Here is a 25199-nt window from a genome sequence, read left to right as displayed (position 1 = left end):
GCTAAGCCTATCCGCATGAGCGATCACGAGCAGACAAAACTCATCGCCGCGGCGATGAACGAGGGCAGCCCGCAGGCCAAGGCGCTGGGCTTCACCACCCTGGAGATCGGCGATTCCGTCGCCATACTGAAGGTCCCGTACCGACCCGAGATCGTCGGCGATCCGGAGACGGGGGTTATCGCCGGCGGCGTGGTCACCACCCTGCTGGACCACGCCAGCGGCCAAGCCGTGCACGCGGCCATGGAAACCTTCACCTCGATCGCCACACTGGACTTGCGGATCGACTACATGCGGGCCGCAGAGCCGGGCCTGGACGTCATGGCCCGCGCCCACTGCTACAAGCTGACCCGTTCGGTCGCCTTCGTCCGCGCCGTGGCCTATGACCGCGATCTCGAGGATCCCGTGGCCACGGGCCAGGCGACCTTCATGCTGGACAGCAACGCCGGCAAGAAGCCGGGCGCCAACCTCAAACCGCCGCGCGAAACGCGGGCCAAGACCGGGAGCGCCGGCCAATGAGCGATATCGATACGCGTCTGGTCTCGATGCTGGACTCCATCCCCTATGCCCGCTTCCTGGGGATCAAGGCCGAACTGGCCGGCGACGAGATGACCGCCATCCTGCCGTTCGCCCAACACATCGTCGGCAATCCGATGCTGCCAGCCATCCATGGCGGGGTGCTGGGCGCCTTTATGGAGATGACGGCCCTGGCCCAGCTGTCGGTCGCCGCGCCGATGAAGCGCCAGCCGCGCACGATCGACGTCTCGATCGAATATCTGCGCTCGGGCCGGCCTCTGACCACCTATGCCCGCGCCAGCATCAAGAAGCTGGGCCGCCGCATCGCCAACGTCCATGTCGAGGCCTGGCAAGAGACGCGCTCCGCGCCGATCGCGACGATGCGGGGCCTCTTCCTGGTCGCGCCCAGCGATGATTAATCGTCAGGGACCGGAATGATGGTCTCAAAGGAGAATGTTTCCCAGGAAACTAAATTCCACGACCACATTAATCCTCTGTAATGCGGGTTAGGTGCGACAAAGTTTCTTAAATCGGCGTCATGAAGCATGAGTAACGTGCATTAACGAGGGTCCGCGCCTATATCCCTGATCACCGGACGCCAACGGGCGCCGGGCAACAGAAAAACAGGGATCAAGACCATGACCATGAAGACCAACGCCGTCGCCGGTTTCGCCTCGCTCGTTCTCGCGGTTCTGCCGCTCGTCATCATCGCCGGTTCGCTCGCTTCGAGCTTCTAAGTGATCGCCGCGTAGCCTCCGTCGGGCCGCCCGCAAGGGCCGCCTCGACGGAGATGGCGACAGAACGAACGACTAAGCTATCGAAGAATAAAGAGATTTTGCCGTCCGATGCAGGATGGCGTGGCGAGCCGCCAGACGATCGATATCCGCGTCGTAGCCGCCGCCGATGACCCCGACCACGGGGATCTCAAGAGAAAGACAAGCGCCCAGGACATAGGCCTCCCGTCGCCCCAGACCCTCGTCGGTCAGCGACAGGCGGCCCAGCTTGTCGTCCGTGTGCGGATCGACTCCCGCATTGAAGAAGACGATGTCCGGCCGGACGCTGTCCAGCAGCGCCGGCAGGATCTCCCCCAGCTTTTCCAGATAGGCCGCGTCGCCGGTCCCGTCGGCCAGTTCGACGTCGAGATCGCTCACGGCCTTGCGATGCGGGAAGTTCTTCTCGGCATGCATCGACAGCGTGAAGACGCTGGGATCGCCCTCGAAGATCCGCGCCGTGCCATCGCCCTGATGGACGTCGAGGTCGACGACCAGAGCCTGGCCGATCGCGCCTTCGGCCAGCAACCGCCGGGCCGCCACCGCCACGTCGTTGAACACGCAGAACCCCGCGCCGCTCTCGGCAGAGGCGTGATGGCTGCCGCCTGCCGTATTGCAGGCGATTCCCTGCGCTAGCGCCAGTCGCGCGGCCAGCAGAGTGCCCCCGGTCGCCGCCCTGGCCCGGGTCGCGACGCTGTCGGTATTGGGCATGCCGATCCGCCGGACCACGTCGGGCGGCAGGCACAGCTCGATCACGCCCCGGACATAGTCTTCCGTATGGGCCAGCAGCAGGGTCTCGACGTCGACGAACTCGGGCTGCACGAAGCCGTCAGGACCCGGAACGCCCTCGGCCTCCAGCACGCTGGCCAGGCGCGAGAACTTGTCCATCGGGAAGCGATGCCCCGCCGGCATCTCGGCGCGGAAGGCGGGGTGATGGATCACGGGCGGGACTGGGCGCATCGCCTCACGATGGTGACCGCGACGGCCTGACGCAAGGTGACGTCTTGCCGTGATGCTCCGACAGGAATATCGCACTGCACCATGCAGACGACCGAGAACCTCGCCGATATCCTCGACCTCGAACCAATCGAGGTGAACCTGTTTCGCGGCGTCAGCCCGAACGACGGCTTCCCGCGCATCTTTGGCGGCCTGGTGATCGCCCAGGCCTTGCTGGCCGCCTACAAGACCGTGCCGGACCGGATCTGCCACTCGCTGCACGCCTATTTCATCAGGCCCGGCGACGTGAACGCGCCCGTGCTCTACGAAGTCGAGCGGGCCCGCGATGGCGGCACCTTCACCACCCGCCGCGTCGCCGCCATCCAGCACGGCGAGCAGATCTTCAACTTGGCGGCTTCGTTCCAGACCCCGGAAGACGGCTTCGAGCACCAGTCGGACATGCCCGACGCGCCCGATCCCGAGAGCCTGCCCACCGAGGTCGAGTTCCTGAGGAGCCTGGGCGACCAGATCCATCCCAAGATGCTGGCCATGGTCGGCAAGCCGCGTCCGGTCGACATCCGCTGGGTCGACCAGCAGAACCCGGTCGCGCCGGTGAAGAAGTCCGGCACCAAGAACGTCTGGATGCGGGCCAAGGCCCCGCTGGGCGACGATGTGAAGATGCAGCAGGCCGCCCTGGCCTACGCCTCGGACATGGCCTTCATGGAAAGCGCCCTGCGCCCGCACGGCCTGATCTGGACGACGCCGGGCCTGCAGGCAGCCAGCCTGGACCACGCCATGTGGTTCCACCGCCCGTTCGACTTCAACGGCTGGACCCTGTTCGCCCAGGATAGCCCCAACGCTTCACAAGGGCGCGGCCTGGTGCGCGGCCAGATGTTCAGTCAGGACGGCAAGCTTCTGGCCTCGGTGGCCCAGGAATGCCTGATGCGGGTTCGGAAATAGGCTCTAGATCGGCTCGATCCGCGCCACGCCAGCGGCCGCGAGACCGCGAAGCAAGGCGCCGGTCTGCATGCCGACGGTGAGTTCGCCGGCCAGGGCCATGCGGATGGCCTCGGCCGCCGAGACCCAGAGGGTTTCGATGCGCTCAGCCGGGTCGTCCTTGGGCTCAGCGACACGGACCACGTCTCGGGCCAGGACGATGTGGGTGCGGTTGCTGTGGGTGCCGGCGTTGGGTCGGCTTTCCCCGACCAGGATGAACGTGCCCGTACAGCCGGTTTCTTCAAGCAGCTCGCGCGCCGCCGCAGCGACCGGATCGGTCTCGCCAGGGTCCATGCCGCCAGCCGGCAACTCGATGGAAATGTCGCCAAGGCCGTGTCGATACTGGCGAACCAGCAAGACATTGTTGTCGGCGTCCAAAGCGACCAGTTCGACCCAGTCGCGATACTCCAGCACATAGTAAGGCGCGACCACCGCGCCCTCTTCGGTCACGCAGTCGTCCGCGCGCAGGCTGATCCAGCGGTCCTTGTGGATGTAGCGCGAGGCGGTGACCCGCCATTTTCCGTCCGACATCGCTAAGGCCTCCTGGCGAAAGATCAGTCGCGGTCGCCCAGCTCTTCGTCTTCGTCCGGGCCCTTTTCCTCAGGCCCTTCCGGCTCGCCGACCAGGGCGGGCGGGTCGGCCAGGATCAAGCCTTCGGCGATCTTCACCTCGGGCACGGCCGCCCGCGTGAACGGCAGGTACCAGGTCGGACCGCCCAGGTCGGGCGCAATCTCAAGAATGTCGCCGGCGCCAAAGTTCTGGACGCTCTTCACGCGGCCCAGCAGGACGTCGGTCTGGATATGGCGGACCGACAGGCCCACCAGGTCGGTCAGGTAGAACTCGTCCTCGTCGGGCTGCGGCAGGGCCGAGCGCGGGACGTAGAGACGAAGGCCGCGCAGGGCGTCGGCGGCTTCCTTGGTCTCGACACCCGGACAGCGGCAGACGACACCATCCTTGGTCTTGCGGGCCGAGGCGATGGTCAGGGCGGGCGAGCCGTCCTGGCGCTTCAGCGCCTTGAAGGCCGCGATGCTCATCGGCTCTTCGGTATAGGTCGCGATCCGCACCTCGCCGCGCACGCCGAAGGCGCCGGCCACGCGGCCGACCAGGATCAGCGGATCGTCAGGAGATGCAGCCATGGTCTGGACAGAGTCGCGCCGCCGCCTCGAAAGAGACGACGGCGCTGGAACCCTGATTAGCCTTCCGAGGCTTCTTCAGCCGGAGCTTCAGCGGCCGGAGCCTCTTCAGCAGCGGCTTCAGCGGCCGGGGCTTCTTCCACGGCCGGAGCAGCGGCGGCTTCAGCAGCAGCAGCGGCGGCGGCTTCAGCGGCGGCGGCCTTCTCGGCTTCGGCGGCAGCCTTGGCGTCGATCTCGGCTTGCTTGCGCTCTTCGTCGCGCTGGGCGCGCTCGGCGGTGCGTTCCTTGGCCTTCTTGCCCGGCTCGCCCTTTTGCGGGTTGTTGCCGTGGGCCCAGGTGGTCAGGCCTTGGGCGGCCAGGAAGCGCGCGACGCGGTCGGTCGGCTGGGCGCCCTTCTTGAGCCATTCCTGGATCGACTCGACCTTCAGGGTGACGCGGTTGGCGTCGTCCTTCTTGAGGAGCGGGTTGTAGGTGCCCACCTTCTCGATGAAACGGCCATCGCGCGGCGAGTGGCTGTCGGCGATGACGATCGAGTAGTACGGACGCTTCTTGGCGCCGCCACGGGCGAGACGGATCTTCAGCATTTCGGTAGTCCTTGGTCTAAAGTTCTATTTCTTGAACGGGTTGAAGCCGGGCAGGCCCAGGCCGGAGAGAGGGTTGGGCTTGGCGTCGCCGCCGCCCCCGAGGCCCGGCAGACCGGGCAGCCCCGAGAGGCCTTGGCCCCCCGCTGCGTTGGGATCGGGAGCGGCAAGTTTGCCGCCGCCCATGTTCTTCATGCGCGCCATGTCGCCGCCGCCCATCATCTGGGCCATGCGGGCCATGCCCTTGCCGCCGTCCTTGGACATGGCCTTGAACATGTCAGCCATCTGGCGGTGCTGCTTGAGCAGGCGGTTGACCTCGGCGACGTCGACGCCCGAACCGGCCGCGATGCGCCGCTTGCGCGAGGCGGCCAGGATGTCGGGCTTCTTGCGCTCTTCCTTGGTCATCGAGCCGATGATCGCCTGCTGACGACGGAAGATGCTGTCGTCGATCCCGCTCTCGGAAATCTGCTTCTTGACCTTCTGGACGCCCGGCAGCAGGCCCATGATGCCTTCCATGCCGCCCAGCTTCTGCATCTGCCGCAGCTGCGCCGCCAGGTCGTCCAGGTCGAATTTGCCCTTGGCCAGCTTCTTGGCCATGCGCTCGGCCTCGGCATGGTCGAGGTCGGCCGCGGCCTTCTCGACCAGGGCCACGACGTCGCCTTGGCCGAGGATCCGGCCGGCGACGCGGCGGGCGTCGAACACGTCCAGCGCATCAAGCTTTTCGCCGGCGCCGAGGAACTTGATCGGCAGGCCGGTGACGTGGCGCATCGACAGCGCCGCGCCGCCGCGGCCATCGCCGTCGGCGCGGGTCAGGATCAGGCCCGTCAGCGGCAGGCGCTCGTGGAACGCCTTGGCGGTGCGCACGGCGTCCTGGCCGGTCAGGCTGTCGGCGACCAGGATGGTCTCGGACGGCTGGGCGATGCGGGCGATGTCCGCCGCTTCGCTCATCATCGCCTCGTCCAGCGTGGTGCGGCCGGCGGTGTCGAGGATCAGGACGTCATAGCCGCCCAGCTTGGCGGCGCTCATCGCGCGCTTGGCGATGTCCTGGGCGCTCTGGCCGGGGACGATCGGCAGGCTTTCGACCTCGACCTGCTTGGCCAGGGTCGCCAGCTGCTCCATGGCGGCTGGGCGACGGGTGTCGAGCGAGGCGACCAGCACCTTCTTGCGCTCGGTCTTGGACAGGCGCAGGGCCAGCTTGCCGGTGGTGGTGGTCTTGCCCGAGCCCTGCAGGCCGGCCATCAGGATCACCGACGGCGGGTTCAGCGCCAGGTTCAAGCCCGTCGGGACTTCCCCGCCCAGCATGTCGACCAGACCGTCATAGACGATCTTGACCACCTGGTCGGCCGGCTTGACCGAACGGATGACCGCTTCGCCAGCGGCCAGTTCCTTGGCCTTGCTGATGAAGTCCTTGACGACCGGCAGGGCGACGTCGGCCTCGAGCAGGGCGACGCGGACTTCGCGCAGCGCCTCGTCGATGTCCTTTTCGGACAGCACGCCGCGACCGCCAAGACGTTCGAAGACGTCGGAAAGTCGCTCTGTAAGGCCGTCGAACATGTCGAACCCTGGTTAAGTACGAGACCAAACGCGATCAGCCCCCACGGACGATCACGTCGATGGGGGTCCTCGCCGTCCTCGTCCGGATGGATCCTGCGCTAACAGGCCGGGGTCGTGACGGTGGAGGCGCTGCTGATAAAGCGCCGGAAGCCGGGGCTTATGCACAGAAAAGGCGGAAGAGTCAAAGGGGGCGGCCCTTCGCGAGCCGCCCTCACGGATCCGAGGATCAGGCCGTGCCGAGGAAGTCGCGCTTGCCGACCTCGACGCCGTTGTGGCGCAAGATCGCGTAGGCGGTGGTGATGTGGAAGAAGAAGTTCGGCATCGCCTGGGCCTGCAGATAGTCCAGGCCCTTGAAGGTGTAGGTCTCGCCCCGGCGGACCAGCTGGACGTCACGGTCGTCACCGCCTTCGAACGCGGCCGGGTCCAGGCCTTCAACATAGGCGATGGCGCGGTCGACGCGGGCGATCAGCCCTTCGAAGCTGGTCTCGACGTCGTCCCAGGCCGGAACCTCGACGGCGGCCAGGCGCGCGGCGCCGCCCTTGGCGAAGTCGGTGGCGATCTGCACCTGGCGGATCAGCGGGAACATGTCGGGATAGAGTCGCGCCTTCAGCAGGGCGTCCGGATCCCACTTCTTGGCTTCGACCAGGGCGGCGGCCTTGGTCAGTACGCCCTTCAGACCCTTCAGGCCCTGGATGAACACGGGCACGCTGGCCTGATGGATCGAGATCGACATGGGAAGCTCCGGGAAGACAGAAACGCCTAGATAGGCCCGCCCGGTGACAACCGAAAGCGGAACGGTTGGCAGAGGCTAAGGGTTTTACAGCCTCGCCATTCCAACCCACGAGGTTCCCCCATGAAAGTCAGCGACGCCATGACCAGCCAGGTCTCAGTCGCCCGTCCCACCGACACCATCCGCCAGGTGGCCCAGACGATGGCCAAGGTCGAGAGCGGGGTCGTTCCGGTGGTCGAGGACGGCAAGGTGGTGGGAGTTGTCACAGACCGTGACATCGTCCTGCGGGTGGTCGCCGAAGGCCGCAGCTTCGACAGCCCGATTTCGGACGCCATGTCGGACGGTGAAGTGCTGAGTGTGAAGGAGGACGACGTCCTGGCCGACGCCACCGCCAAGATGGCTACCAATCAGGTCCGCCGCCTGGTGGTGTTGAACGACGCCGGCGCCCTGACCGGCATCCTGTCGCTGGGCGACGTGGCCAAGGACTACGGCGCCAAGCAGGTCGGCAAGACCCTGGAGGAGATCTCCCAGGAAGGCGGCGAGGCGGCCCACTAGGCGTCAAAGAAAAAGGGCGGCCCCGCGAGGAGCCGCCCTTCTCGTATTCAGCTGGGTCTGAAGACTTAGACCAGCGAGCTGTCGATGGCCTTGCAGGCTTCCATCAGGCCCTTAACCGAGGCGACCGAAGCGGCGAACATCGCCTTTTCGGCTTCGTTGGTTTCGAACTCGACGATCTTCTCCGCGCCGCCGGCGCCGATGACGACCGGCACGCCGACATAGAGACCGTCCAGGCCGTACTGGCCGGTCAGGTAGGTGGCGCACGGCAGGACGCGCTTCTTGTCCTTCAAGTACGACGTCGCCATGGCGATCGCCGATTCCGCCGGGGCGTAGAAGGCCGAGCCGGTCTTCAGCAGGGCGACAATCTCGCCGCCGCCCTTGCGGGTGCGCTCGACGATGGCGTCCAGCTTTTCTTGGGTCAGCCAGCCTTGCTTGACCAGTTCCGGCAGCGGCAGGCCGCCGACCGTCGAGTGACGGACCATCGGCACCATGTCGTCGCCGTGGCCGCCCAGGGTCCAGGCGTGGATGTCTTCGACCGAGACGCCGGTGGCTTCGGCCAGGAAGTAGGCGAAGCGGGCCGAGTCGAGGACGCCGGCCATGCCGATGACCTTTTCCTTCGGCAGGCCCGAGAACTGCTGCAGGGCCCAGACCATGGCGTCGAGCGGGTTGGTGATGCAGATGACGAAGGCGTTCGGGGCGTGGGCCTTGATGCCTTCGCCGACGGCCTTCATGACCTTCAGGTTGATGCCCAGCAGGTCGTCGCGGCTCATGCCCGGCTTGCGCGGCACGCCGGCGGTCACGATGCAGACGTCGGCGCCGGCGATGTCCTCGTAGGCGTTGGCGCCCTTCAGGGTCACGTCCTTGCCGAACACGGCCGAGGCTTCGGCGATATCCAGCGCCTTGCCCTGCGGGGTGCCTTCAGCGATGTCGAACAGGATCACGTCGCCCAGCTCTTCGCGAGCGGCGATGTGGGCCAGGGTGCCGCCGATCATGCCGGCGCCGATAAGGGCGATCTTCGCGCGAGCCATGGGGTCTCCATCAAGGCTGTGGACAGTAGGATGTCGGGGCGCGGTCTAGACCCGTCGCGGCTCGGCCTCAAGCCCTCTTTCCGGTTTCGCTGCACTGCGGCAAAGATGGCTGAACAACGATAAGGAGCACCGGGGATGAGCAAGACCGATCCAGGCCATTTCTTCGAGGACTTCCGGCTGGGCCAGAGGCTGGTCCACGCCACGCCCCGGACGGTCACGGCGGGCGACGTCGCGCTGTACACGGCGCTTTACGGCCCACGCTTCTCGTTGTTCTCGTCGGACGAATTCGCCCGGGCCTGCGGCCTTATGTCCGCCCCCGTCGACCCGCTGATCGCCTTCCACGTGGTGTTCGGCAAGACCGTGCCGGACATCAGCCTGAACGCCGTCGCCAACCTGGGCTATGCCGAGGGCCGTTTCCTGGCGCCGGTGTTTCCGGGCGACACCCTCAGCGCCGTCTCGGATGTGATCGGGCTGAAGGAAAACTCCAATCGCAAGACCGGCGTCGTCTATGTCCGGACCACGGGCACGAACCAGCGCGGCGAGGCGGTGCTGAGCTATGTGCGCTGGGTGATGGTGCGAAAGCGCGACCCGGACGCCGAGATTGCCGAGCAGGCCGTCCCGACCCTGTCGGCGGCGGTGGCCCCGGCGGATCTGACGGCGCCCGACGGCCTGGACTTCTCGTCCTATGACTTCGCTCTGGCTGGCGCGCCGCACGCCTTCGAGGACTACGCGATCGGCGAGAAGATCGACCATGTCGACGGCATGGCGGTCGAGGAAGCCGAGCACCAGATGGCCACCCGCCTCTGGCAGAACACCGCCAAGGTCCATTTCAACCAGTTCGAGCGGGCCAAGGATCCGTCTGGCAAGCGTCTGATCTATGGCGGCGTGGTGATCTCGACCGCCAAGGCGCTGTCGTTCAACGGGCTGCAGAACGCCGGCCTGATCCTGGCGATCAATGGCGGCCGGCACGTGGCCCCATTCTTCGCCGGCGGCACAGTGTTCGCCTGGAGCGAGGTGCTGGACAAGGCCGATCTCGGCAGCGTCGGCGCGCTGCGCCTGCGGCTGGTGGCGACCAAGGACCGGCCTTGCGACGACTTCCCCGACAAGGATGGCGAGGGGACGTACAATCCGGCCGTCATTCTCGACTTCGACTACTGGGCGGCGGTTCCCAAGCGTGGCTGATTTCAATCTCGACCCCGCCTTCGTCGCCACCTCGCACAAGGTCGCCGACCTGCCGCTGTGCGAAGTCCGTCTGCAAGACGACGCCCGCTACCCCTGGCTGGTCCTCATTCCCCGTCGGCCGGGCCTGCGGGAGATCGAGAACCTGGGTGCGGCTGACCGGATGCAGCTGATGGCGGAGATCGTCCTGGCCGGGATGGCCGTCCGCGCAGCCGGTGCGGCGCTGGGCCTCTCGGTCGACAAGCTGAACGTCGGGGCGCTGGGCAATGTCACGGCCCAGTTGCACGTCCACGTCGTGGGTCGTCGAAAGGACGATCCGGCCTGGCCGGGTCCCGTCTGGGGCCACAGCCCGGCCGTCGCCTATGCGACCGAGGCCTTGGCGGCGGCGATCGCCGCAGCGCGCGAAACCCTGAAGGCCTAGCGTTTCTTCTTCTTGGCCGAACCCTTCTTGGCGGCCGTCGCCTTGCCCTTCTTCCCGGTCGTCGCCTTGGCCTTGGAGCCCTTGCCCTTTTTGAGGGCCGAAGCCTTGCCGCCCTTCTTGGCCGCGACCGCGCACTTGGCCTTGGCGGCCTTCAGCGCCTTGCCCTTCTTGCCCCGCGTCGAGCAGGCCGGCGCGGCGGCGACCGGCGCCGGCGCACGGGCGACCACGCGCGGCGGCCAGACATAGGGTCCGCGCCCCTGACCTTCATAGCCGGGGGGGGCCTGCGGAAGAATGTGTTCGGCGCTGACCGCCTGGGTCGCGCCGTTCTCGACCAGTTCGCCCGACCATCGCTCATAGCCGGACGGACGCAGGGTCAAGGTCGTGGACTGGCCGCCCCTGGGGCTGAAGCGGACGACGACGTCGCCGCCGTCGCGGCGCAGGTCGTCGATCAGCCCCGTCGAGCCGACGGCCCCCTGACGGCGGACATCGCGCCAGGCGCCTTCCAGTTCGCCATACCCGCCGGCCTTGTCGACGATCTGAAGGGCATAGAGCTGGCCGCCGTCGTTGCCGACGATCCGCCAGCCGCCGTCCAGGGGGCCTTGCAGATTCTGGGCAGCCGCGATCGAGCCCTTGACCCGCAGTTCGTAGACCTGGGCCTTGGTCAGCTCGCCGCCGGTCGGCGCCTCGGGCTCCGGCGGCGGGATCGGCAGGATGGCGGCCCGGTGCTTCGTGGCCGGCTTGTTGGCGGCGGTCTCGGCGGTCTCTTCGTCGACCGCCTGGCCGCTCTGCGAGATCAGGTCGGCCATCGGATCGAGGGCCTGCGGGATCTGCGAGGAATCCAGGGCGGGCGCGGGAACGACGGGCGCGGGCGCGTTCGGCGGCGCGGCCTGGGTCCCGAAGGTCGGCACATAGCCGGCGGGCGGCGCCGTCGTCGGGGCCTGTTGCGCCAACGCGGGGCTGGCCAGCAAGACGACGGAAAGAACGATAGCCCGAGCCCGCATACGAAACCTTCTAGCGCCCCATTTCGGCGTCTGCCCCGCGTCCCGCGATGGCCTGCGCCACCGCGACAAGACGCTGCGCCTGCGTCAGATGCAAGCGTTCGGCCATCTTGCCGTCGACCCGCAACGCCCCTTTGCCAGCATTTTCGGGCGCGTTGAAGGCGGCGATCACGGCCTGGCTCCAGGCGATGTCGTCCTGCGAGGGCGAGAACACCCTGTTGCAGATTTCCAGGTGCTTGGGATGGATCAGGGTCTTGCCGTCGAAGCCGAAGTCGACGCCCTGGAGGCAGACCGCCTCCAGCGCCGCGAGATCCTCGATGTCGTTGTGCACGCCGTCCAGGATGGTCAGGCCATGGGCCCGCGCCGCCGCCACCGACAGGGTCAGCAGCGGCAGGAACGGCGCGCGGTCCGGCGTCTGGCGGGCCCGCATCTCCTTGGCGAAGTCGTTGACGCCCATGACCCAGGTCGATAGCCGCGTACCATGCATCGCGCCGGCGATGTCCCACAGGTGGAAGGCGGCCTTGGCGGTCTCGATCATCGTCCACAGCCGGGTCGCGGGCGGGGCGGCGTTTAGGTGCTGGTCGTAGAGGCGCACATCCGCCGCGTCATTGACCTTGGGGACCAAGACCGCGTCCGGTCCGGCCTCGGCGGCGGCCCGCAGGTCCTCGGTGCCCCAGGGGGTGTCGATGCCGTTCACCCGGATGACCACCTCTCGCGCGCCGAAGCCGCCGGCCTTGACCGCCGCCACGGCCGCCTCGCGCGCCGCCGGCTTCATCTCCGGGGCGACCGCGTCCTCCAGGTCGAGGATGATCACGTCGGCGTCCAGGGTCCGGGCCTTCTCGACGGCCTTTGGGTTGGAGGCCGGCATGTAGAGCGCGCTGCGGCGCGGGCGGATGGCGGTGTCGGTCACGGAAACTCCCCGGCTCTGTCTGGTCTTGGCGACGACCCTAGCAGCGCTGCGCCGCGGCAAAAGCCTTCCCTGACGGAGAACGCCCTTGGCGCCGCCCCCGACGGGTTTAGGATCACCCCATGAGCACCACCCGATACGACACCAGCGCCAAGAACGTCATGGGCGGCGAGCTCGTCCCCTGTTCGCTGGACCCGGTGACTGGCTTCTACCGCAACGGCTGCTGCGAAACCGGCCCGCATGACCTTGGCCTGCACACCGTCTGCGTGGTGCTGACCGACGACTTTCTCGCCTTCTCCAAGGCCCAGGGCAACGACCTCTCCACGCCGCGCCCCGAACTGGCCTTTCCAGGCCTCAAGGCCGGCGACCGCTGGTGCCTGTGCGCCGGCCGCTGGAAGGAAGCCCTCGACGCCGGCATGGCCCCCCAGGTCGTGCTGAGCGCCACCCACGAGGAGATGCTGGCGGTGGTGACCCTGGGGGTGTTGAAGGATCACGCGGTGGCTTGAGGGCGCAACGCGCCGCCGCTTCACTCGGCAAGCCGCTCTGAACAGGGTGAAAGAGGCTAAGCCCCCGTCCTTTCCTTGAAGAACGCGATCACCTTGTCCCGGGCCTTCATGCTGCCGCTGTCGGGAACCGAGCGGTGCAGGTGCAGGGTCAGGACCGAGTGCGGGGCCATGGGCACGCCCGGCGCGGCGTCCGCGTCGGCCAGCTCGACGACCTCGACCTTGTCGCCGAACTCGGCCTTCAGCCGCGCGATACGGGCGTCGGGCACCAGCTTGTCGGCGGAAAAGCGCAGAGCGAGCAGCGACAGATCCTCGTCCTTGAACCGCCGCTTGGCGCAGGCCAGCTCCGAGGCCGAGCAGTCCAGGCCGCCCTTGTCCTTCAGCGGCAGGGATGGCTGAGACAGCACGGGCGCCACCACGACCGGCTCGGTCATCATCGCCAGGGCAAAGCCGCCGGTGAAGCACATGCCGACCGCGCCGACGCCCTTGCCGCCGCAGTCTTCGTGCGCCTTGCGGGCCAGGGCGCGCAGCCAGTCGACGATCGGGCTCGAGCGGCCGTCCTTCCAGACGCTGAACTCGCGCCGGACGCAGATGTTCTTGAGGATGGTTCCGATCGCATAGCCGCGCGTGACCGGTTTGGCGGGTTTACCGAAGAGGCTCGGGCAGTAGGCGGTCAGGCCCGAGGCGGCCAGGTCACGGGCGAAGGCCAGAACGCCCGGATGCAGACCCGGCACCTCGTGGATGACGATTACGGCCGGCCCGGAACCGATCTTGTAGACCTCGCGCGTCCAGCGCCCGTCGTCGAAGTCGAAGCGCTCGAACCCCGCCAGTACATCGTCAGCCATGTCCGCCCCCTCTTTGTTTTGAAAAGGCTATCCCGGCGGGGGTCAGAAGGCCATGGCCCGCTTCCAGGCGGGCCGGGGGACGCCCTGCTCAGGGCGCTCGGAGAGATCGCCGGGCTCAAACAGCAGTCGGATCTCGATCTCGGCCGAACCATCGGCGGGGGCGGGGCAGCGGCGCACCCAGGCGGCGGCGTCCTCGCGTGAGGCGACATCGAAGACCCAAAACCCCGCCAGGGTTCGACCTTCCGCCGAAGCGTCGGCCTCCATACGCGCGCCGCGAGCGGACAGACGCGCCCTGTCAGCCACGCCGGCCCTGACCAGTTCCGCGTCATAGTCGCGCATGGCCTGGCCCAGCTCCGGCCCGACGTCGGTTTCGACCTTCAGCAGCACCATGAATCGCATCGCGCGTCTCCCGCCGGAAAATCGCCGGCCTCATCCTAAAGACGCGCCAGCCTCTCTTGTTGCGACATGCGGCGGCCAAATTCTTGAACGATCGCCTAGTTGGTTGTGTCGGGATGCTGTGGACTGTCGGTCCAGTCCGACATCGGGTCCGGTCCGTTACGGCCACGCGGCAGGCGCCACTCGCCGCGATACGAGAAGTCCAGAGTTCCGCAGAGCCTGGCCTTGCCCTCCGTTTTCGGATCGTCGCCGAACGCCTGGATCCGCAGGTCGCGGCGCAGGGCGATGGTGCTGAACGACAGCCACAGCCGCGTAGAACCGGGGCAGAAGGCGCGGACATAGATCTTGCCCTGTGCCGCCGAGGCGTCGACCTCGTAGAGCGAGGCCTCTGCGTCGACGCCCTCCATGGCTTTGAGCCCGCCCGGACCGAGGTCCTTCTGGCGGCCGTCCTTTAGCCGCGCCTCGGCCGGCACGCCGGTGGCCAGCACCTTGATCGGACGGCTGGCGCCCATGAAGCCCTGGTTGAACAGGATGGTCACGCCGGCGCCGGTCAGCCGCTTGGCGTCGGCCGAGATCGGATCGTACGAGAACAGCCGCGTTTCGGCGGAAGCGGCGGAGGTCGACAGCAAGGCTAGGGCGACACCCCCCCAGACGGCTGACCTCATCGTTTCAGATGCAGGTTCGCGGCTTCGGCGTCGAAGCTCGTCAGGCGCCAGGTCGCCCCTTCCTGGGTGAAGGTCAGCAGGCAGGGACCGTCCTTCTTGGCCGCGCAGACCCGGCCGTCGCCAACAGGACGCAGCGCGCCGGCGATGGCCACCCGGCCCGGGATAGGCCGGTCAGGGGTGTAGCCATAGTAGTTGGCGGCGGCGTGGAAGGTCTCGGGCCGGATCAGCGCCTCGCCGGCCGCGTCGGCCAGCGGACCCGCCGCCAGGGCGGCCAGGGCCATGACGCCGCTGCTCTGCCCGCCGCGCTGACGCGCCTCGTCCATAAGCCGCGCCTCGATCTGGGCCTTCAGCGCCCGGCGATCGACATGGGCCTCGAAGGTCGCCCGGTCGTTGTCGCGAATGGCGACCAGCAGGTCGTGCACGTCGCCGCCGGCGTCGAGACGGTTCACGGTCGCGCAGGCGCTCAAGCCAGCGGCTACAGCGGTCAGGGCGAGGAGGATCTTGATGCGCATGCGAAATGGGTAGCGCCGGATTGGGGCGATTTCCAGTCTGGCTTTAAGCGCCCAAAAGACAAAGGGCGCGGACCTTGCGATCCGCGCCCTTCGAATTTCCGATCTCGCGATCAGCCCTAGTCGAGCTGGCGCTTGATCTCTTCGACGGTGAAGCACTCGATGGTGTCGCCGACCTTGATGTCCTGGAAGCCGGCGAACAGCATGCCGCATTCCTGGCCGGACGGAACCTCGTTGACCTCGTCCTTGAAGCGCTTGAGCGTCGCCAGGGTGCCCAGTTCCAGAACGACGATGTCGTTGCGGATGATCCGGACCTTGGCGCCCTTGCGGACCACGCCCTCGGTGACCCGACAGCCGGCGACCTTGCCGATCTTCGAGATGTCGAAGGCCTGCAGGACCTCGGCGTTGCCGAGGAAGGTTTCGCGCTGGATCGGGGCCAGCATGCCCGAGAGCACGCCTTTGATGTCGTCCAGCAGGTCGTAGATGATCGCGTAGTAGCGGATCTCGACCCCTTCGCGTTCGGCCAGGGCTCGCGCCTGCGCCGAGGCGCGGACGTTGAAGCCGATGACCGGCGCGCCGGCGCCCTTGGCCAGCATGACGTCGCTTTCGCTGATCGCGCCAGCGCCCGACAGAATGATCCGCGCACGGACCTCGTCGGTCGACATCTTGTCCAGCGAACCGATGATCGCTTCGGCCGAACCCTGCACGTCGGCCTTGATGACCAGCGGCAGTTCTTTCAGCTTCTTGTCCTGCAGCTTGGCCATCATGTCGGCCATCGAGGCGCCGGCGCCCACGGGGGCCATCGACTTCTCGCGCTTCTGGCGGATGCGGTACTCGGTCAGCTCACGGGCGCGGGCTTCGTTCTCGACCACGGCGAAGGCTTCGCCGGGCGAGGGGACGCCGTCCAGGCCCAGGATCTCGACCGGGGTGGCCGGACCGGCTTCGGTCAGCTGCTCGTTGCGCTCGTTCAGCAGGGCGCGAACCCGACCGAACTGGGCGCCGGCGACGACGATGTCGCCACGCTTCAGCGTACCGCGATTGACCAGGACGGTCGAAACCGCGCCGCGACCCTTGTCCAGCTTGGCCTCGATCACCACGCCATCGGCGGTGCGGTCGGGGTTGGCCTTCAGGTCCAGCACTTCGGCCTGCAGCAGGATGGCGTCGAGCAGGTCGTCGAGACCCGTGCGCGCCTTGGCCGAGACCTCGATGATCTGGGTGTCGCCACCCAGGCTTTCGACGACGATCTCGTGCTGCAGCAGCTCGTTGACCACGCGGGTCGGATCCGAGCCCGGCTTGTCCATCTTGTTGACGGCGACGATGATCGGCACGTTGGCGGCCTTGGCGTGTTTGATCGCCTCGATCGTCTGGGGCATCACGCCATCGTCACCCGCCACCACCAGCACGACGAGGTCGGTGATGTTGGCGCCGCGGGCGCGCATCGCAGAGAAGGCGGCGTGGCCGGGCGTGTCGAGGAACGTCACGCGCTGGCCGTCCTTCAGGCGAACCTGATAGGCGCCGATGTGCTGGGTGATGCCGCCGTGTTCGCCGGCGGCCACGTCGGTCGAACGCAGGGCGTCGAGCAGGCTGGTCTTGCCGTGGTCGACGTGACCCATGATCGTGACGACCGGGGGGCGCGCTTCCAGGTGATCGTCGATGTCCTCGGCGCCGATGAAGCCTTCTTCGACGTCGGCTTCCGACACGCGGCGCACGGTGTGACCGAATTCGGTCGCCACCAGCTCGGCGGTGTCGTTGTCGATGACGTCGTTGATCTTCAGCATCACGCCCTGACGCATCAGGAACTTGATGATCTCGACGCCGCGCACGGCCATCCGGTTGGACAGCTCCTGCACGGTGATGACGTCGGGAATGACGACTTCACGCGCGACGCGGGTCTGTTCGGCGACGCCGCCGCGACGCTTTTCCTTTTCACGTTCACGAGCCCGGCGAACCGAGGCCAGCGAACGCATGCGGTCGGCGGAGTCCCCATCACCGGCCACGGCCTGGATGGTCAGGCGGCCTTCGCGGCGCTGCGGAGCGCCCTTGACGCGCGAGACGGCCTTGTTGGGCGCGTTCGCGGCCTTGCGGCGATCGTCATCCTCGTCCGGACGGCGGCTGACTTCGCCACCGGGACGCGGGGCCGAACGCATGGCGCGTTGGATTTCCGGCGTGGCCGGAGCCTGAGCGGGCACACCCGGACGCGGACCGCGCGGCGGGCCGCCGGGACCCGTGCGGGCGCCGGGCGCCGGGCGCGGGGCCAGGGCCGAGTAGCGGACGGTCTGCTGCGGACGGTCGCCTTGCGGACGATCACCCTGCGGGCGGTCGCCACGGTAGCCGCCGCGATCACCTTGCGGACGATCGCCTTCGGGACGCGGACCGCGCGGACGGTCACCCTCGGGACGCGGGGCGCGTTGACCGAAGTTGGCGCCGGCGTCGGGACGCGGGGCGCGCTGGTTGAACGGGCGGTCGCCTTGCGGGGCCGGACGATAGGTCGTCGTGCTCGGACGATCGTCGCGGCGCTCGCGGCTGGGTTCGTAGCTGCGGGTCTGGCCGGGAGACGACGCAGCACGGGGCCCCTCGTGACGCGGGCCCTCTTGGCGAGGACCTTCATGACGCGGAGCCTCGGCGCGCGGCGCGGCCGGAGCCTGGGCCACGGGACGTTGGACGGGCGCGGCCGGCGGCGGCGTCACCGGCGCGGCGGGCGCGACCGGAGCCGGCGCCTGAGCGACGGGGGCTTGAGCGACGGGGGCCTGAGCGACCGGCGCCTGAACGGGAGCGGGAGCCGGCGCCGCAGCGGCGCGCTCTGCCGCGGCCTTGGCGGCGGCTTCGCGCTGAGCGGCTTCCTGAGCGGCGCGAGCTCGAGCGGCCTCGGCGGCCTGGTCGGCGGCCTGACGAGCCTGGTTTTCACGCGCGGCGTCGACGACGCGCTGGCGAGCGCGCAGTTCTTCCTGCGACAGACCACCGGCCGAACCGCCGCCCGACGGGGCGTGGCCGCCTTGCGATTGCTGCGGGCGCGGCGGCGGCGCGTCATGACGACGCTCAGCCGAAGACGGCGCGGCGAGATTGCCCGACGCGGACGCATGCGGACGCGTGCGCTTGGTTTCGACCACCACCGTCTTGGTCCGGCCGTGGCTGAAGCTTTGCTTCACGACCCCGGCGCTCACCGAGCCCTGGCGGGGCTTCAGGGTGATGGGGGTTCGTCCGCCGGGTCGGCCGTTTTCGTTCTCGTCGCTCATGCGCTCGCTTGTACTTCCGCCAGGCGGTACCTGGCTAAAAAACCGCATTTTCCATGTGAGAAAGGGGCCTGGACGTACCTGCCGAAGCAAGCGCGTTTCCCGACCCTTCACCCACGAACGCGACCCGAATAGCCGCGCCCAACGTCTAAGATTCTAGAGCTTTTCCATCGCACTGAAGCGGATCCAGTGGGATGCAAAAGCTCTAGAGCCCGTCCCGGTCGGCTGCCCGACCAGGGTGAAAAGGCTCACCCTCTTAGTCCAGTGACCTTCTTATCCGCCGAAGGCGGGAAGGCCCCTAGCCGTCCTCACGTCCGTTCGCCGACCATTCGGGAGGCAAAAGCGGGCGGAAACCTGACAAACGCTCGACATCCAATGTCCAACGTTCGGCGCCGCGCCCAGCAAGGAGTGCGGTGTGTATCACATTCTCCCCGCCCAAGGCCAAACCCAATTCATCTGAATTGAAGGCGCCCAGCAAACGGGGAGGCTTCGGGGCCTTGCGAGCGGCGTTTTGAATTTTTCGGCGACCGTCCTCGGCGCTGTCGGACGCCTCGATCAGCCAGGCGACGTTGCCCGTCCCCAGGGCCGCGACCACCTTTTCGTAGCCTGAGATAATGGTCCCGGCCTTCCGCGCAAGACCCAGGGCGTCGAGGATCCGCTTGGCCAGCAGCGCCTCGACCTGGTCGGCCAGATCGGCCGGCGCGGTCAGCTTTGTCTTGGCGGCCCGCGAGAACAGGCCCTTCTTGGCGGCGGTCGTGATCGAGTCCCGATCGGCCGCGACCCAAATCCCGCGTCCCGGCAACTTGCGCGCGACATCCGGAACAACCACGCCATCCGGCCCCGCCACGAAGCGGACCAGGCGCGCTTCGTCCGTCGCCTCGCCCAGGACGATGTCCTTGCGCAGACGATTGGCTTCGGCGTGGGTCTTGGGGTCGATCTCGGTCATCTTGTCTTTTGCTGGGAGCGAGGCGAACGCCGCGCTCCGGAATGGCCAACGGCCCCGCGGATCGCTCCGCGAGGCCGTCGTTCCACGCTCGGAAAGGCTTACGCCTCTTCTTCGGCGGCGGGCTCTTCGGTCGCGGCGGCCTCGGCGACGGTTTCGCCCTCAGCCTCGACCTCGCCCTCATGCTCGGCTTCCGCCTCGTATTCCGGCTCGTATTCCGGTTCCGGCGGCGCCTCGACCCAGCCCATGACGATGCGGGCGCGCATGATCAGCGCCTCGGCGTCTTCCGGCGACAGGTTGAAGGTCTCCAGGATGCCCGGCTCGCGGACGCGCTCGCCGTTCTTGGTCTCGAACCAGCCGCGCATGTCGTCCGGCACCAGACCCGCGAGGTCTTCAACCGTCTTCACATCGCCTTCGCCCAGAGCAACGGACATGGCCAGGGTCACGCCCTCGATGGCCAGGACCTCGTCGGTGACACCCAGCTCCAGACGCTTGGCGTCCAGGGCGGCGGCTTCCTTGTCGAGGAATTCGCGAGCGCGGGCTTGCAGCTCCTCGGCGGTTTCCTCGTCGAAGCCCTCGATCGAGGCGATCTCGTGCGGCTCGACGAACGCGACGTCTTCCACCGCGGCGAAGCCTTCGGTGACCAGCAGCTGGGCGATGACCTCGTCGACGTCCAGGGCTTCCTGGAACAGGGTCGTGCGCTCGGCGAACTCGCGCTGGCGGCGCTCGCTCTCCTGGCTTTCGGTCATGATGTCGATCTGCCAACCGGTCAGCTGCGACGCCAGACGGACGTTCTGGCCGCGACGGCCGATGGCCAGCGACAGCTGCTCGTCCGGCACCACGACTTCGACGCGCTCGTCTTCCTCGTCCATGACGACCTTGGAGACTTCCGCCGGCGCCAGGCCGTTGACGATGAAGGTGGCCTCGTCTTCCGACCACTGGATGATGTCGATCTTCTCGCCCTGCAGCTCGGCCACGACCGCCTGCACGCGCGAACCGCGCATGCCGACGCAGGCGCCAACGGGGTCGATCGAGCTGTCGTTCGAGATGACGGCCATCTTGGCGCGCGAACCCGGGTCACGGGCCACGGCGCGGATCTCGATGACGCCGTCGTAGACTTCCGGCACTTCCTGGGCGAACAGCTTGGCCATGAAGCCGCCGTGCGCGCGGCTCAGCATGATCTGCGGGCCCTTGGTCTCGCGACGGACGTCGTAGATGTAGGCGCGGATGCGGTCGCCGACGTTGAAGTTCTCGCGCGGGATCGACTGGTCGCGGCGCATGATGCCTTCGCCACGGCCCAGGTCGACGATGACGTTGCCGTATTCGACGCGCTTGACGCTGCCGTTGACGATCTCGCCGACGCGATCCTTGTACTCTTCGTGCTGACGCTCGCGCTCGGCTTCGCGGACCTTATGCATGACGACCTGACGGGCCATCTGGGTCTGGACGCGACCGATCTCGAACGGCGGCAGGTTTTCTTCGTAGATCTTGCCGATCTCGGCGTCGCGCCAGGTGCGCTTGGCGATCGACAGCTGGACCTTGCCGATCTCGCCTTCGAGCTCGGTGTCGTCGGCGACGACTTCGATCACGCGCTTCTGCGTCATTTCGCCCGTACGCGGGTCGATCTTGACGCGGATGTCGTGCTCAGCGCCGTACCGGGCGCGGGCGGCCTTCTGCAGGGCGTCCTCGATGGCCTCGATGACGACTTCCTTCTCGATACTTTTTTCACGCGCGACCGCGTCGGCGATCTGCAGAAGTTCGAGCCGGTTGGCGGAGATGCCGATGGCCATGGTCAGTCCTCTTCACTTTCGGACAGGTCGTCGTTGTCGGATTGGATGCGGGCGGCGCGCTGCTTTGCGCCCCGCTCCATCAGGGTGTCGGTCATGACGAGCTTGGCGTCGATGATCCAGGCGAAGGGGAAGTACACGGTGACGTCGTCCTCGCCCTCGATGTTCAGGCCGACCTGATCGTCCTCGATCCCGGCCAGCTCGCCCTTGAAGCGCTTGCGGCCCTCGGCGACGCGGTCGAGTTCGATGCGAGCCTCGAGGCCGGCATAGTCGTTGAAGTCCTTCAGGCGGGTCAGCGGCCTGTCGATGCCGGGGCTGGAGACCTCCAGCGTATATTCGCCGGTGATCGGGTCGGCGGCGTCGAGAATTTCGGAAATGCCGCGCGAGAGCTTCGCGCAATCCTCGACATTCATGTCGCCACCGCTGCCGTCTTCCTGCAGCGGATGTTCGGCCATGATCTGCAGGCGACGCTGCTCGGCGCCGCCCATCAGGCGCAGCCGGACGATCTCGTAGCCAAGGGTTTCGGCCACGGGATCGAGCATATCGATCAGATCACGGTCTTCTTGCGTCTTACCGCGCACGTTCTTCTCAACTCGATACGACCGGCGGAAGCCAAGCTCCCATTCGGTCAAACAAAAAGCGGCAGCCTTTCGGCCGCCGCTCGAAAGCGCCATCTAGCGCTAACGGACGATGTAGGGCGCTTTATAGGCGAATTGAAAAACCTTGTCGACTCCATCGGCGCACGCCCCTTCCGCGCCGCAGCAATTTTAGCCTATAGAGACCCCCGCGCAGGCCGCCTCCCCGCGGACCTCATAAGACGAAGAGTCACAATGGACCTCTCCAAGATCCCGACCGGCGCCAACCCGCCTTACGACCTCAACGCCATCATCGAGATCCCGCAGGGCGGCGAGCCGGTGAAGTACGAGATCGACAAGGAAAGCGGCGCCCTGATGGTCGACCGCTTCCTGCACACCGCGATGTTCTATCCGGCCAACTACGGGTTCATCCCGCACACCCTGGCCGATGACGGCGACCCGGCCGACATCATGGTTGTGGGCCCGACCCCCGTGGTGCCGGGCGCGATCATCCGCTGTCGTCCGATCGGCACCCTGATGATGGTCGACGAGGCCGGCTCGGACGAAAAGATCCTGGCCGTGCCGGTCGACAAGCTGCACCCGTTCTACACGGGCGTGTCCAGCTGGCGCGACCTGCCGACCATCCTGACCGAGCAGATCGCCCACTTCTTCCAGCACTACAAGGATCTGGAAAAGGGCAAATCGACCAAGATCAGCGGCTGGGCCGATATCGAAGAGACCGCCGACATCATCCGCACCGCGATCAAGCGCTACAACGAGACCTACTAGGGTCCTCTTTTCTTGGTCAGCCTTTTTGTCCTATCTGATCGTGCCGATCAGATAGGGAAGGCTTCCGATGGCCAGGATCGATCTCACCTTGCGGATCATCCTGGCCGACCCACCGCCTGGCGTGGTCTTTTCCAAGCAGGACGCCAAGAACCACCCGGTCGATCCGGTGAGGTCAGAGGGCGACCTCTCCTTCGACATTCCGATCACCCTGACCTCGACGCCGCAGGGCCTTCGCCCCGGCGGCGGCTTCGTGCGGACCGACGGCCGGGGACGGTTCGTCTACATCGCCTCGGGCCGCGCGGCGGGCGACTGCCAGACAGAGTGGCAGCGGCGGATCAAGATCTACCTGCACGACCTGCCAGCCGACCTTGTCGCGGGTGACGTGGTTGAGGCGACCATCGCCGGCCGCGCCAAGGACGGCGGGCCAGCCTGCGCCACTGTGCCCCTGCTCAAGACGTGGGCGCGCGCTACGTCCTGAGGAAGTCCAGGAACACCGGCGCGCAGTCGCCCAGCTTCTTTTCCTCGTAGCGCGTGGTCACGTGGTCCGCCGGGATCGCGTTGCGATCGGCGTTGGCGTCGGCGAAGCGGAAGTTCGGATCGGCCAGCACGCGCTCGGTCGTCCACTCGCCGTAGTCGGCCCAGTCGGTGGCGAAGCGCAGGGCCGCGCCCGGCTTCATGACGCGCGCCAGTTTGGCGACGAACTCGGGCTGGATCAGGCGGCGCTTGTTGTGACGCGCCTTGTGCCAGGGGTCGGGGAACATGATGAAGACCCGGTCAAGGCAGGCGTCGGGCAGCCAGTCGACCACGTCGCGAGCGTCGCCCTCATGGATGCGGACGTTCTTCAGCGCCTGCTCTTCGACGTGACGCACAGCGCTGGCCACGCCGTTGACGAACGGCTCTGCGCCGATGACCAGCGTCTCGGGCGCGCGGCCCGCCTGGGCGGCCATGTGCTCTCCGCCGCCGAAGCCGATCTCCAGCCACACGCTCTTGGCCTCCGGCATCAGGTCCAGCGGCTGGAACGGGCCTTGCGGCACGGCGATCTCGGGCAGCAGGGTGTCGAGCAGGACCTGCTGGCGCGGCTTCACCGGGCGCGCCTTAATGCGGCCGAACGAGCGCAGCGGTCCGTGAGGGATGGGAGCGGAGGTCATGGGCGGCGTCTTAGAGCGTGGCAGCCGAAAGTGTAAGCGGTTTCGACGCCCGGCCACGCTCTAAATGTTTGAAATGGAGCCTGTTTGTCCGTTTCGGACTTTCATCCGAAACGGACAGCCTCCAGAGCTTTGAAGGCGAAATGAAAACGGGCTCCGACCCGGTTGGATCGGAGCCCGCGTCAAGGAAGGTCGAGGGTCTGGCTTACGCCAGGCCCTTCAGCTCGCCCACGAGGTCGGTCTTCTCCCACGAGAAGCCGCCTTCGTTGTCCGGCGTGCGGCCAAAGTGGCCGTAGGCGGCGGTGCGGGCGTAGATCGGACGGTTCAGCTGCAGGTGTTCGCGGATGGCGCGCGGGGTGGCGCCGCCGATCAGCTGCGGCAGGACCTTTTCCAGGATCGCCGGATCGACCTTGCCGGTGCCGTGCAGATCGACGTGGAACGAGACGGGCTGAGCCACGCCGATCGCATAGGCGATCTGGATGGTGCAGCGGTCGGCCAGGCCCGAGGCCACGACGTTCTTGGCCAGGTAGCGGCAGGCATAAGCGGCCGAGCGGTCGACCTTGGTCGGATCCTTGCCCGAGAACGCGCCGCCGCCGTGCGGGGCCGCGCCGCCGTAGGTGTCGACGATGATCTTGCGGCCGGTGACGCCGGCGTCGCCGTCCGGACCACCGATCTCGAAGCGGCCCGTCGGATTGACCAGCCATTGGGTCTTCTTGGTGATCAGGCCGTCCGGGAAGACCGGCAGGATGTGCGGCTTGATCAGGTCCAGCACGCGCTTGGAGGTCGCGGCCTTGCCGTCGATCTTCTTCTTGTGCTGATGGCTCACGACGATCGAGACGACGCGCACGGGACGGCCGGCGCCATCATATTCCAAGGTCACCTGGCTCTTGGCGTCCGGCTCCAGCTCCGAGAGCTCGCCGCTGTGACGCAGCTCGGCCAAGCGCTTCAGCACGTTATGGCTGTATTGCAGGGTGGCCGGCATCAGCTCCGGGGTCTCGGTGCTGGCATAGCCGAACATGATGCCCTGGTCGCCGGCGCCCTCGTCCTTCTTTTCGGTGGCGTCCACGCCCTGGGCGATGTGCGCCGACTGGCCGTGCAGGAAGTTCGAGTACTTCGCCTTCTGCCAGTGGAAGCCCTTTTGCTCGTAGCCGATATCCTTGATCGCCGCGCGAACCTTGGGCTCGAGCGAGGCGAGGATGTCCTTGGTCAGTTCCTTGTTGGCCTTCTTGTCGCCGTCCGGCTTACCGGCGCGAACCTCGCCGGCCAGGACGATGCGGTTGGTCGTCACCAGGGTCTCGCAGGCGACGCGCGCCTCGGAATCGGCGGTCAGGAAGGCGTCGACGACGGTGTCGCTGATACGGTCGGCGACCTTGTCGGGGTGACCTTCGGAGACGCTCTCGCTGGTGAAAATGTAGGACGAACGGCTCAAGAGACAGCTCCGGTCATGAAATTCCGCGCACGCGGACAGGCGCCCGGTACGGCGTCAGTTAGACAGGAACCATATAAAGATA

29 protein-coding genes are annotated in these 25199 nt (G+C 67.2%); 10 read left to right on the top strand and 19 right to left on the bottom strand.

Annotated elements, in window-relative coordinates; all coding sequences use genetic code 11:
• Nucleotides 1–15: 15 nt before the first annotated feature.
• The 3 genes from CSW62_RS00220 to CSW62_RS00210 all read left to right on the top strand — a co-directional run bounded on the left by CSW62_RS00220 (nucleotide 16) and on the right by CSW62_RS00210 (nucleotide 1250).
• Nucleotides 16–516 carry a PaaI family thioesterase gene (locus CSW62_RS00220; protein WP_099575235.1) on the top strand — a complete coding sequence of 167 codons (501 nt, stop codon included), beginning with the start codon at nucleotides 16–18 and terminating at the stop codon, nucleotides 514–516.
• Nucleotides 513–932 (top strand): PaaI family thioesterase, encoded by a 420-nt coding sequence (locus CSW62_RS00215; RefSeq protein ID WP_099575234.1) that lies wholly within the window; start codon nucleotides 513–515, stop codon nucleotides 930–932. The genes CSW62_RS00220 and CSW62_RS00215 overlap by 4 nt, the downstream gene beginning before the upstream one ends.
• A 219-nt stretch (nucleotides 933–1151) precedes the next feature.
• On the top strand, nucleotides 1152–1250 hold the full coding sequence (locus CSW62_RS00210) for a hypothetical protein (protein ID WP_099575233.1): 99 nt from the start codon (nucleotides 1152–1154) through the stop codon (nucleotides 1248–1250).
• 72 nt (nucleotides 1251–1322) lie between these two features.
• Here the strand turns inward: CSW62_RS00210 and CSW62_RS00205 are convergent, their stop codons facing one another.
• On the bottom strand, nucleotides 1323–2243 hold the full coding sequence (locus tag CSW62_RS00205) for a histone deacetylase (RefSeq protein ID WP_099575232.1): 921 nt from the start codon (nucleotides 2241–2243) through the stop codon (nucleotides 1323–1325).
• 81 nt (nucleotides 2244–2324) lie between these two features.
• On the opposite strand from CSW62_RS00205, the gene CSW62_RS00200 reads away from it, so the two are divergent.
• On the top strand, nucleotides 2325–3179 hold the full coding sequence (locus CSW62_RS00200; RefSeq protein WP_099575231.1) for an acyl-CoA thioesterase II: 855 nt from the start codon (nucleotides 2325–2327) through the stop codon (nucleotides 3177–3179).
• 3 nt (nucleotides 3180–3182) lie between these two features.
• On the opposite strand, the gene CSW62_RS00195 is transcribed toward CSW62_RS00200, so the two are convergent.
• The 5 genes from CSW62_RS00195 to CSW62_RS00175 all read right to left on the bottom strand — a co-directional run bounded on the left by CSW62_RS00195 (nucleotide 3183) and on the right by CSW62_RS00175 (nucleotide 7216).
• Nucleotides 3183–3746 (bottom strand): NUDIX hydrolase, encoded by a 564-nt coding sequence (locus tag CSW62_RS00195; RefSeq protein ID WP_099575230.1) that lies wholly within the window; start codon nucleotides 3744–3746, stop codon nucleotides 3183–3185.
• A 23-nt stretch (nucleotides 3747–3769) separates the two neighbouring features.
• Nucleotides 3770–4351, bottom strand: a complete 582-nt coding sequence (rimM, locus tag CSW62_RS00190; protein ID WP_099575229.1) for a ribosome maturation factor RimM — start codon at nucleotides 4349–4351, stop codon at nucleotides 3770–3772.
• A 56-nt stretch (nucleotides 4352–4407) separates the two neighbouring features.
• Complete coding sequence (rpsP, locus tag CSW62_RS00185) at nucleotides 4408–4932, bottom strand: 30S ribosomal protein S16 (protein WP_099575228.1); 525 nt, start codon at nucleotides 4930–4932, stop codon at nucleotides 4408–4410.
• Between the two features lie 24 nt (nucleotides 4933–4956).
• Complete coding sequence (gene ffh, locus CSW62_RS00180; RefSeq protein WP_099575227.1) at nucleotides 4957–6483, bottom strand: signal recognition particle protein; 1527 nt, start codon at nucleotides 6481–6483, stop codon at nucleotides 4957–4959.
• 226 nt (nucleotides 6484–6709) lie between these two features.
• Nucleotides 6710–7216 carry a DUF1993 family protein gene (locus CSW62_RS00175; protein ID WP_099575226.1) on the bottom strand — a complete coding sequence of 169 codons (507 nt, stop codon included), beginning with the start codon at nucleotides 7214–7216 and terminating at the stop codon, nucleotides 6710–6712.
• A gap of 120 nt (nucleotides 7217–7336) precedes the next feature.
• On the opposite strand from CSW62_RS00175, the gene CSW62_RS00170 reads away from it, so the two are divergent.
• The gene (locus tag CSW62_RS00170; RefSeq protein ID WP_099575225.1) at nucleotides 7337–7768 is read left to right on the top strand and encodes a CBS domain-containing protein; all 432 of its coding nucleotides are present in this window, start codon (nucleotides 7337–7339) and stop codon (nucleotides 7766–7768) included.
• Between the two features lie 65 nt (nucleotides 7769–7833).
• Here the strand turns inward: CSW62_RS00170 and mdh are convergent, their stop codons facing one another.
• On the bottom strand, nucleotides 7834–8796 hold the full coding sequence (mdh, locus tag CSW62_RS00165; protein WP_099575224.1) for a malate dehydrogenase: 963 nt from the start codon (nucleotides 8794–8796) through the stop codon (nucleotides 7834–7836).
• 135 nt (nucleotides 8797–8931) lie between these two features.
• Here mdh and CSW62_RS00160 point away from each other — a divergent pair, with 135 nt between their 5' ends.
• Together CSW62_RS00160 and CSW62_RS00155 are read left to right on the top strand one after the other, a co-directional pair.
• Nucleotides 8932–9978 (top strand): MaoC family dehydratase, encoded by a 1047-nt coding sequence (locus tag CSW62_RS00160; RefSeq protein ID WP_099575223.1) that lies wholly within the window; start codon nucleotides 8932–8934, stop codon nucleotides 9976–9978.
• Nucleotides 9971–10396: an HIT domain-containing protein gene (locus tag CSW62_RS00155; RefSeq protein ID WP_099575222.1), complete on the top strand. Its 426-nt coding sequence runs from the start codon at nucleotides 9971–9973 to the stop codon at nucleotides 10394–10396. Before CSW62_RS00160 ends, CSW62_RS00155 begins: the two co-directional genes overlap by 8 nt.
• Here CSW62_RS00155 and CSW62_RS00150 read toward each other — a convergent pair.
• Nucleotides 10393–11397, bottom strand: a complete 1005-nt coding sequence (locus CSW62_RS00150; RefSeq protein ID WP_199170476.1) for a hypothetical protein — start codon at nucleotides 11395–11397, stop codon at nucleotides 10393–10395. The two genes, CSW62_RS00155 and CSW62_RS00150, sit on opposite strands and share 4 nt — an antisense overlap.
• Before the next feature lie 10 nt (nucleotides 11398–11407).
• Nucleotides 11408–12304, bottom strand: coding sequence for a CoA ester lyase (locus CSW62_RS00145; RefSeq protein WP_255408318.1), 897 nt, complete (start codon nucleotides 12302–12304; stop codon nucleotides 11408–11410).
• Between the two features lie 119 nt (nucleotides 12305–12423).
• Between CSW62_RS00145 and CSW62_RS00140 the strand changes: the two genes are divergently transcribed.
• Nucleotides 12424–12807, top strand: coding sequence for a DUF2237 family protein (locus CSW62_RS00140; RefSeq protein ID WP_099575220.1), 384 nt, complete (start codon nucleotides 12424–12426; stop codon nucleotides 12805–12807).
• A gap of 56 nt (nucleotides 12808–12863) precedes the next feature.
• Here the strand turns inward: CSW62_RS00140 and CSW62_RS00135 are convergent, their stop codons facing one another.
• From CSW62_RS00135 to rimP, 8 genes are all read right to left on the bottom strand, one after another.
• Entirely contained in the window at nucleotides 12864–13649 is a 786-nt protein-coding gene (locus tag CSW62_RS00135) for a dienelactone hydrolase family protein (RefSeq protein WP_099575219.1), read from the bottom strand.
• A 42-nt stretch (nucleotides 13650–13691) separates the two neighbouring features.
• Entirely contained in the window at nucleotides 13692–14048 is a 357-nt protein-coding gene (locus tag CSW62_RS00130; RefSeq protein WP_099575218.1) for a YciI family protein, read from the bottom strand.
• A 95-nt stretch (nucleotides 14049–14143) separates the two neighbouring features.
• Nucleotides 14144–14710, bottom strand: a complete 567-nt coding sequence (locus CSW62_RS00125) for a hypothetical protein (RefSeq protein WP_099575217.1) — start codon at nucleotides 14708–14710, stop codon at nucleotides 14144–14146.
• The gene (locus CSW62_RS00120; RefSeq protein WP_099575216.1) at nucleotides 14707–15222 is read right to left on the bottom strand and encodes a DUF2939 domain-containing protein; all 516 of its coding nucleotides are present in this window, start codon (nucleotides 15220–15222) and stop codon (nucleotides 14707–14709) included. The genes CSW62_RS00125 and CSW62_RS00120 overlap by 4 nt, the downstream gene beginning before the upstream one ends.
• A 116-nt stretch (nucleotides 15223–15338) precedes the next feature.
• Nucleotides 15339–18452 carry a translation initiation factor IF-2 gene (gene infB / locus CSW62_RS00115; protein WP_099575215.1) on the bottom strand — a complete coding sequence of 1038 codons (3114 nt, stop codon included), beginning with the start codon at nucleotides 18450–18452 and terminating at the stop codon, nucleotides 15339–15341.
• Nucleotides 18453–18747: 295 nt separating this feature from the next.
• Nucleotides 18748–19395 (bottom strand): RNA-binding protein, encoded by a 648-nt coding sequence (locus tag CSW62_RS00110; RefSeq protein WP_099575214.1) that lies wholly within the window; start codon nucleotides 19393–19395, stop codon nucleotides 18748–18750.
• A 98-nt stretch (nucleotides 19396–19493) separates the two neighbouring features.
• Nucleotides 19494–21182 (bottom strand): transcription termination factor NusA, encoded by a 1689-nt coding sequence (gene nusA / locus CSW62_RS00105; protein WP_099575213.1) that lies wholly within the window; start codon nucleotides 21180–21182, stop codon nucleotides 19494–19496.
• A 2-nt stretch (nucleotides 21183–21184) separates the two neighbouring features.
• Entirely contained in the window at nucleotides 21185–21760 is a 576-nt protein-coding gene (gene rimP, locus CSW62_RS00100; protein WP_099575212.1) for a ribosome maturation factor RimP, read from the bottom strand.
• Between the two features lie 249 nt (nucleotides 21761–22009).
• On the opposite strand from rimP, the gene ppa reads away from it, so the two are divergent.
• Together ppa and CSW62_RS00090 are read left to right on the top strand one after the other, a co-directional pair.
• The gene (gene ppa / locus CSW62_RS00095) at nucleotides 22010–22543 is read left to right on the top strand and encodes an inorganic diphosphatase (RefSeq protein ID WP_013077233.1); all 534 of its coding nucleotides are present in this window, start codon (nucleotides 22010–22012) and stop codon (nucleotides 22541–22543) included.
• Between the two features lie 67 nt (nucleotides 22544–22610).
• The gene (locus CSW62_RS00090; RefSeq protein ID WP_099575211.1) at nucleotides 22611–23021 is read left to right on the top strand and encodes a DUF5990 family protein; all 411 of its coding nucleotides are present in this window, start codon (nucleotides 22611–22613) and stop codon (nucleotides 23019–23021) included.
• Here CSW62_RS00090 and trmB read toward each other — a convergent pair.
• Together trmB and metK are read right to left on the bottom strand one after the other, a co-directional pair.
• Entirely contained in the window at nucleotides 23011–23691 is a 681-nt protein-coding gene (trmB, locus tag CSW62_RS00085; protein ID WP_099575210.1) for a tRNA (guanosine(46)-N7)-methyltransferase TrmB, read from the bottom strand. The genes CSW62_RS00090 and trmB overlap by 11 nt on opposite strands.
• Before the next feature lie 202 nt (nucleotides 23692–23893).
• Nucleotides 23894–25117 (bottom strand): methionine adenosyltransferase, encoded by a 1224-nt coding sequence (gene metK / locus CSW62_RS00080; protein ID WP_099575209.1) that lies wholly within the window; start codon nucleotides 25115–25117, stop codon nucleotides 23894–23896.
• Between the last annotated feature and the right edge of the window lie 82 nt (nucleotides 25118–25199).

The sequence above is a fragment of the Caulobacter sp. FWC2 genome (genome assembly GCF_002742625.1).
GTDB lineage: Bacteria > Pseudomonadota > Alphaproteobacteria > Caulobacterales > Caulobacteraceae > Caulobacter.
This window is presented reverse-complemented; position numbering and strand designations above follow the sequence as displayed.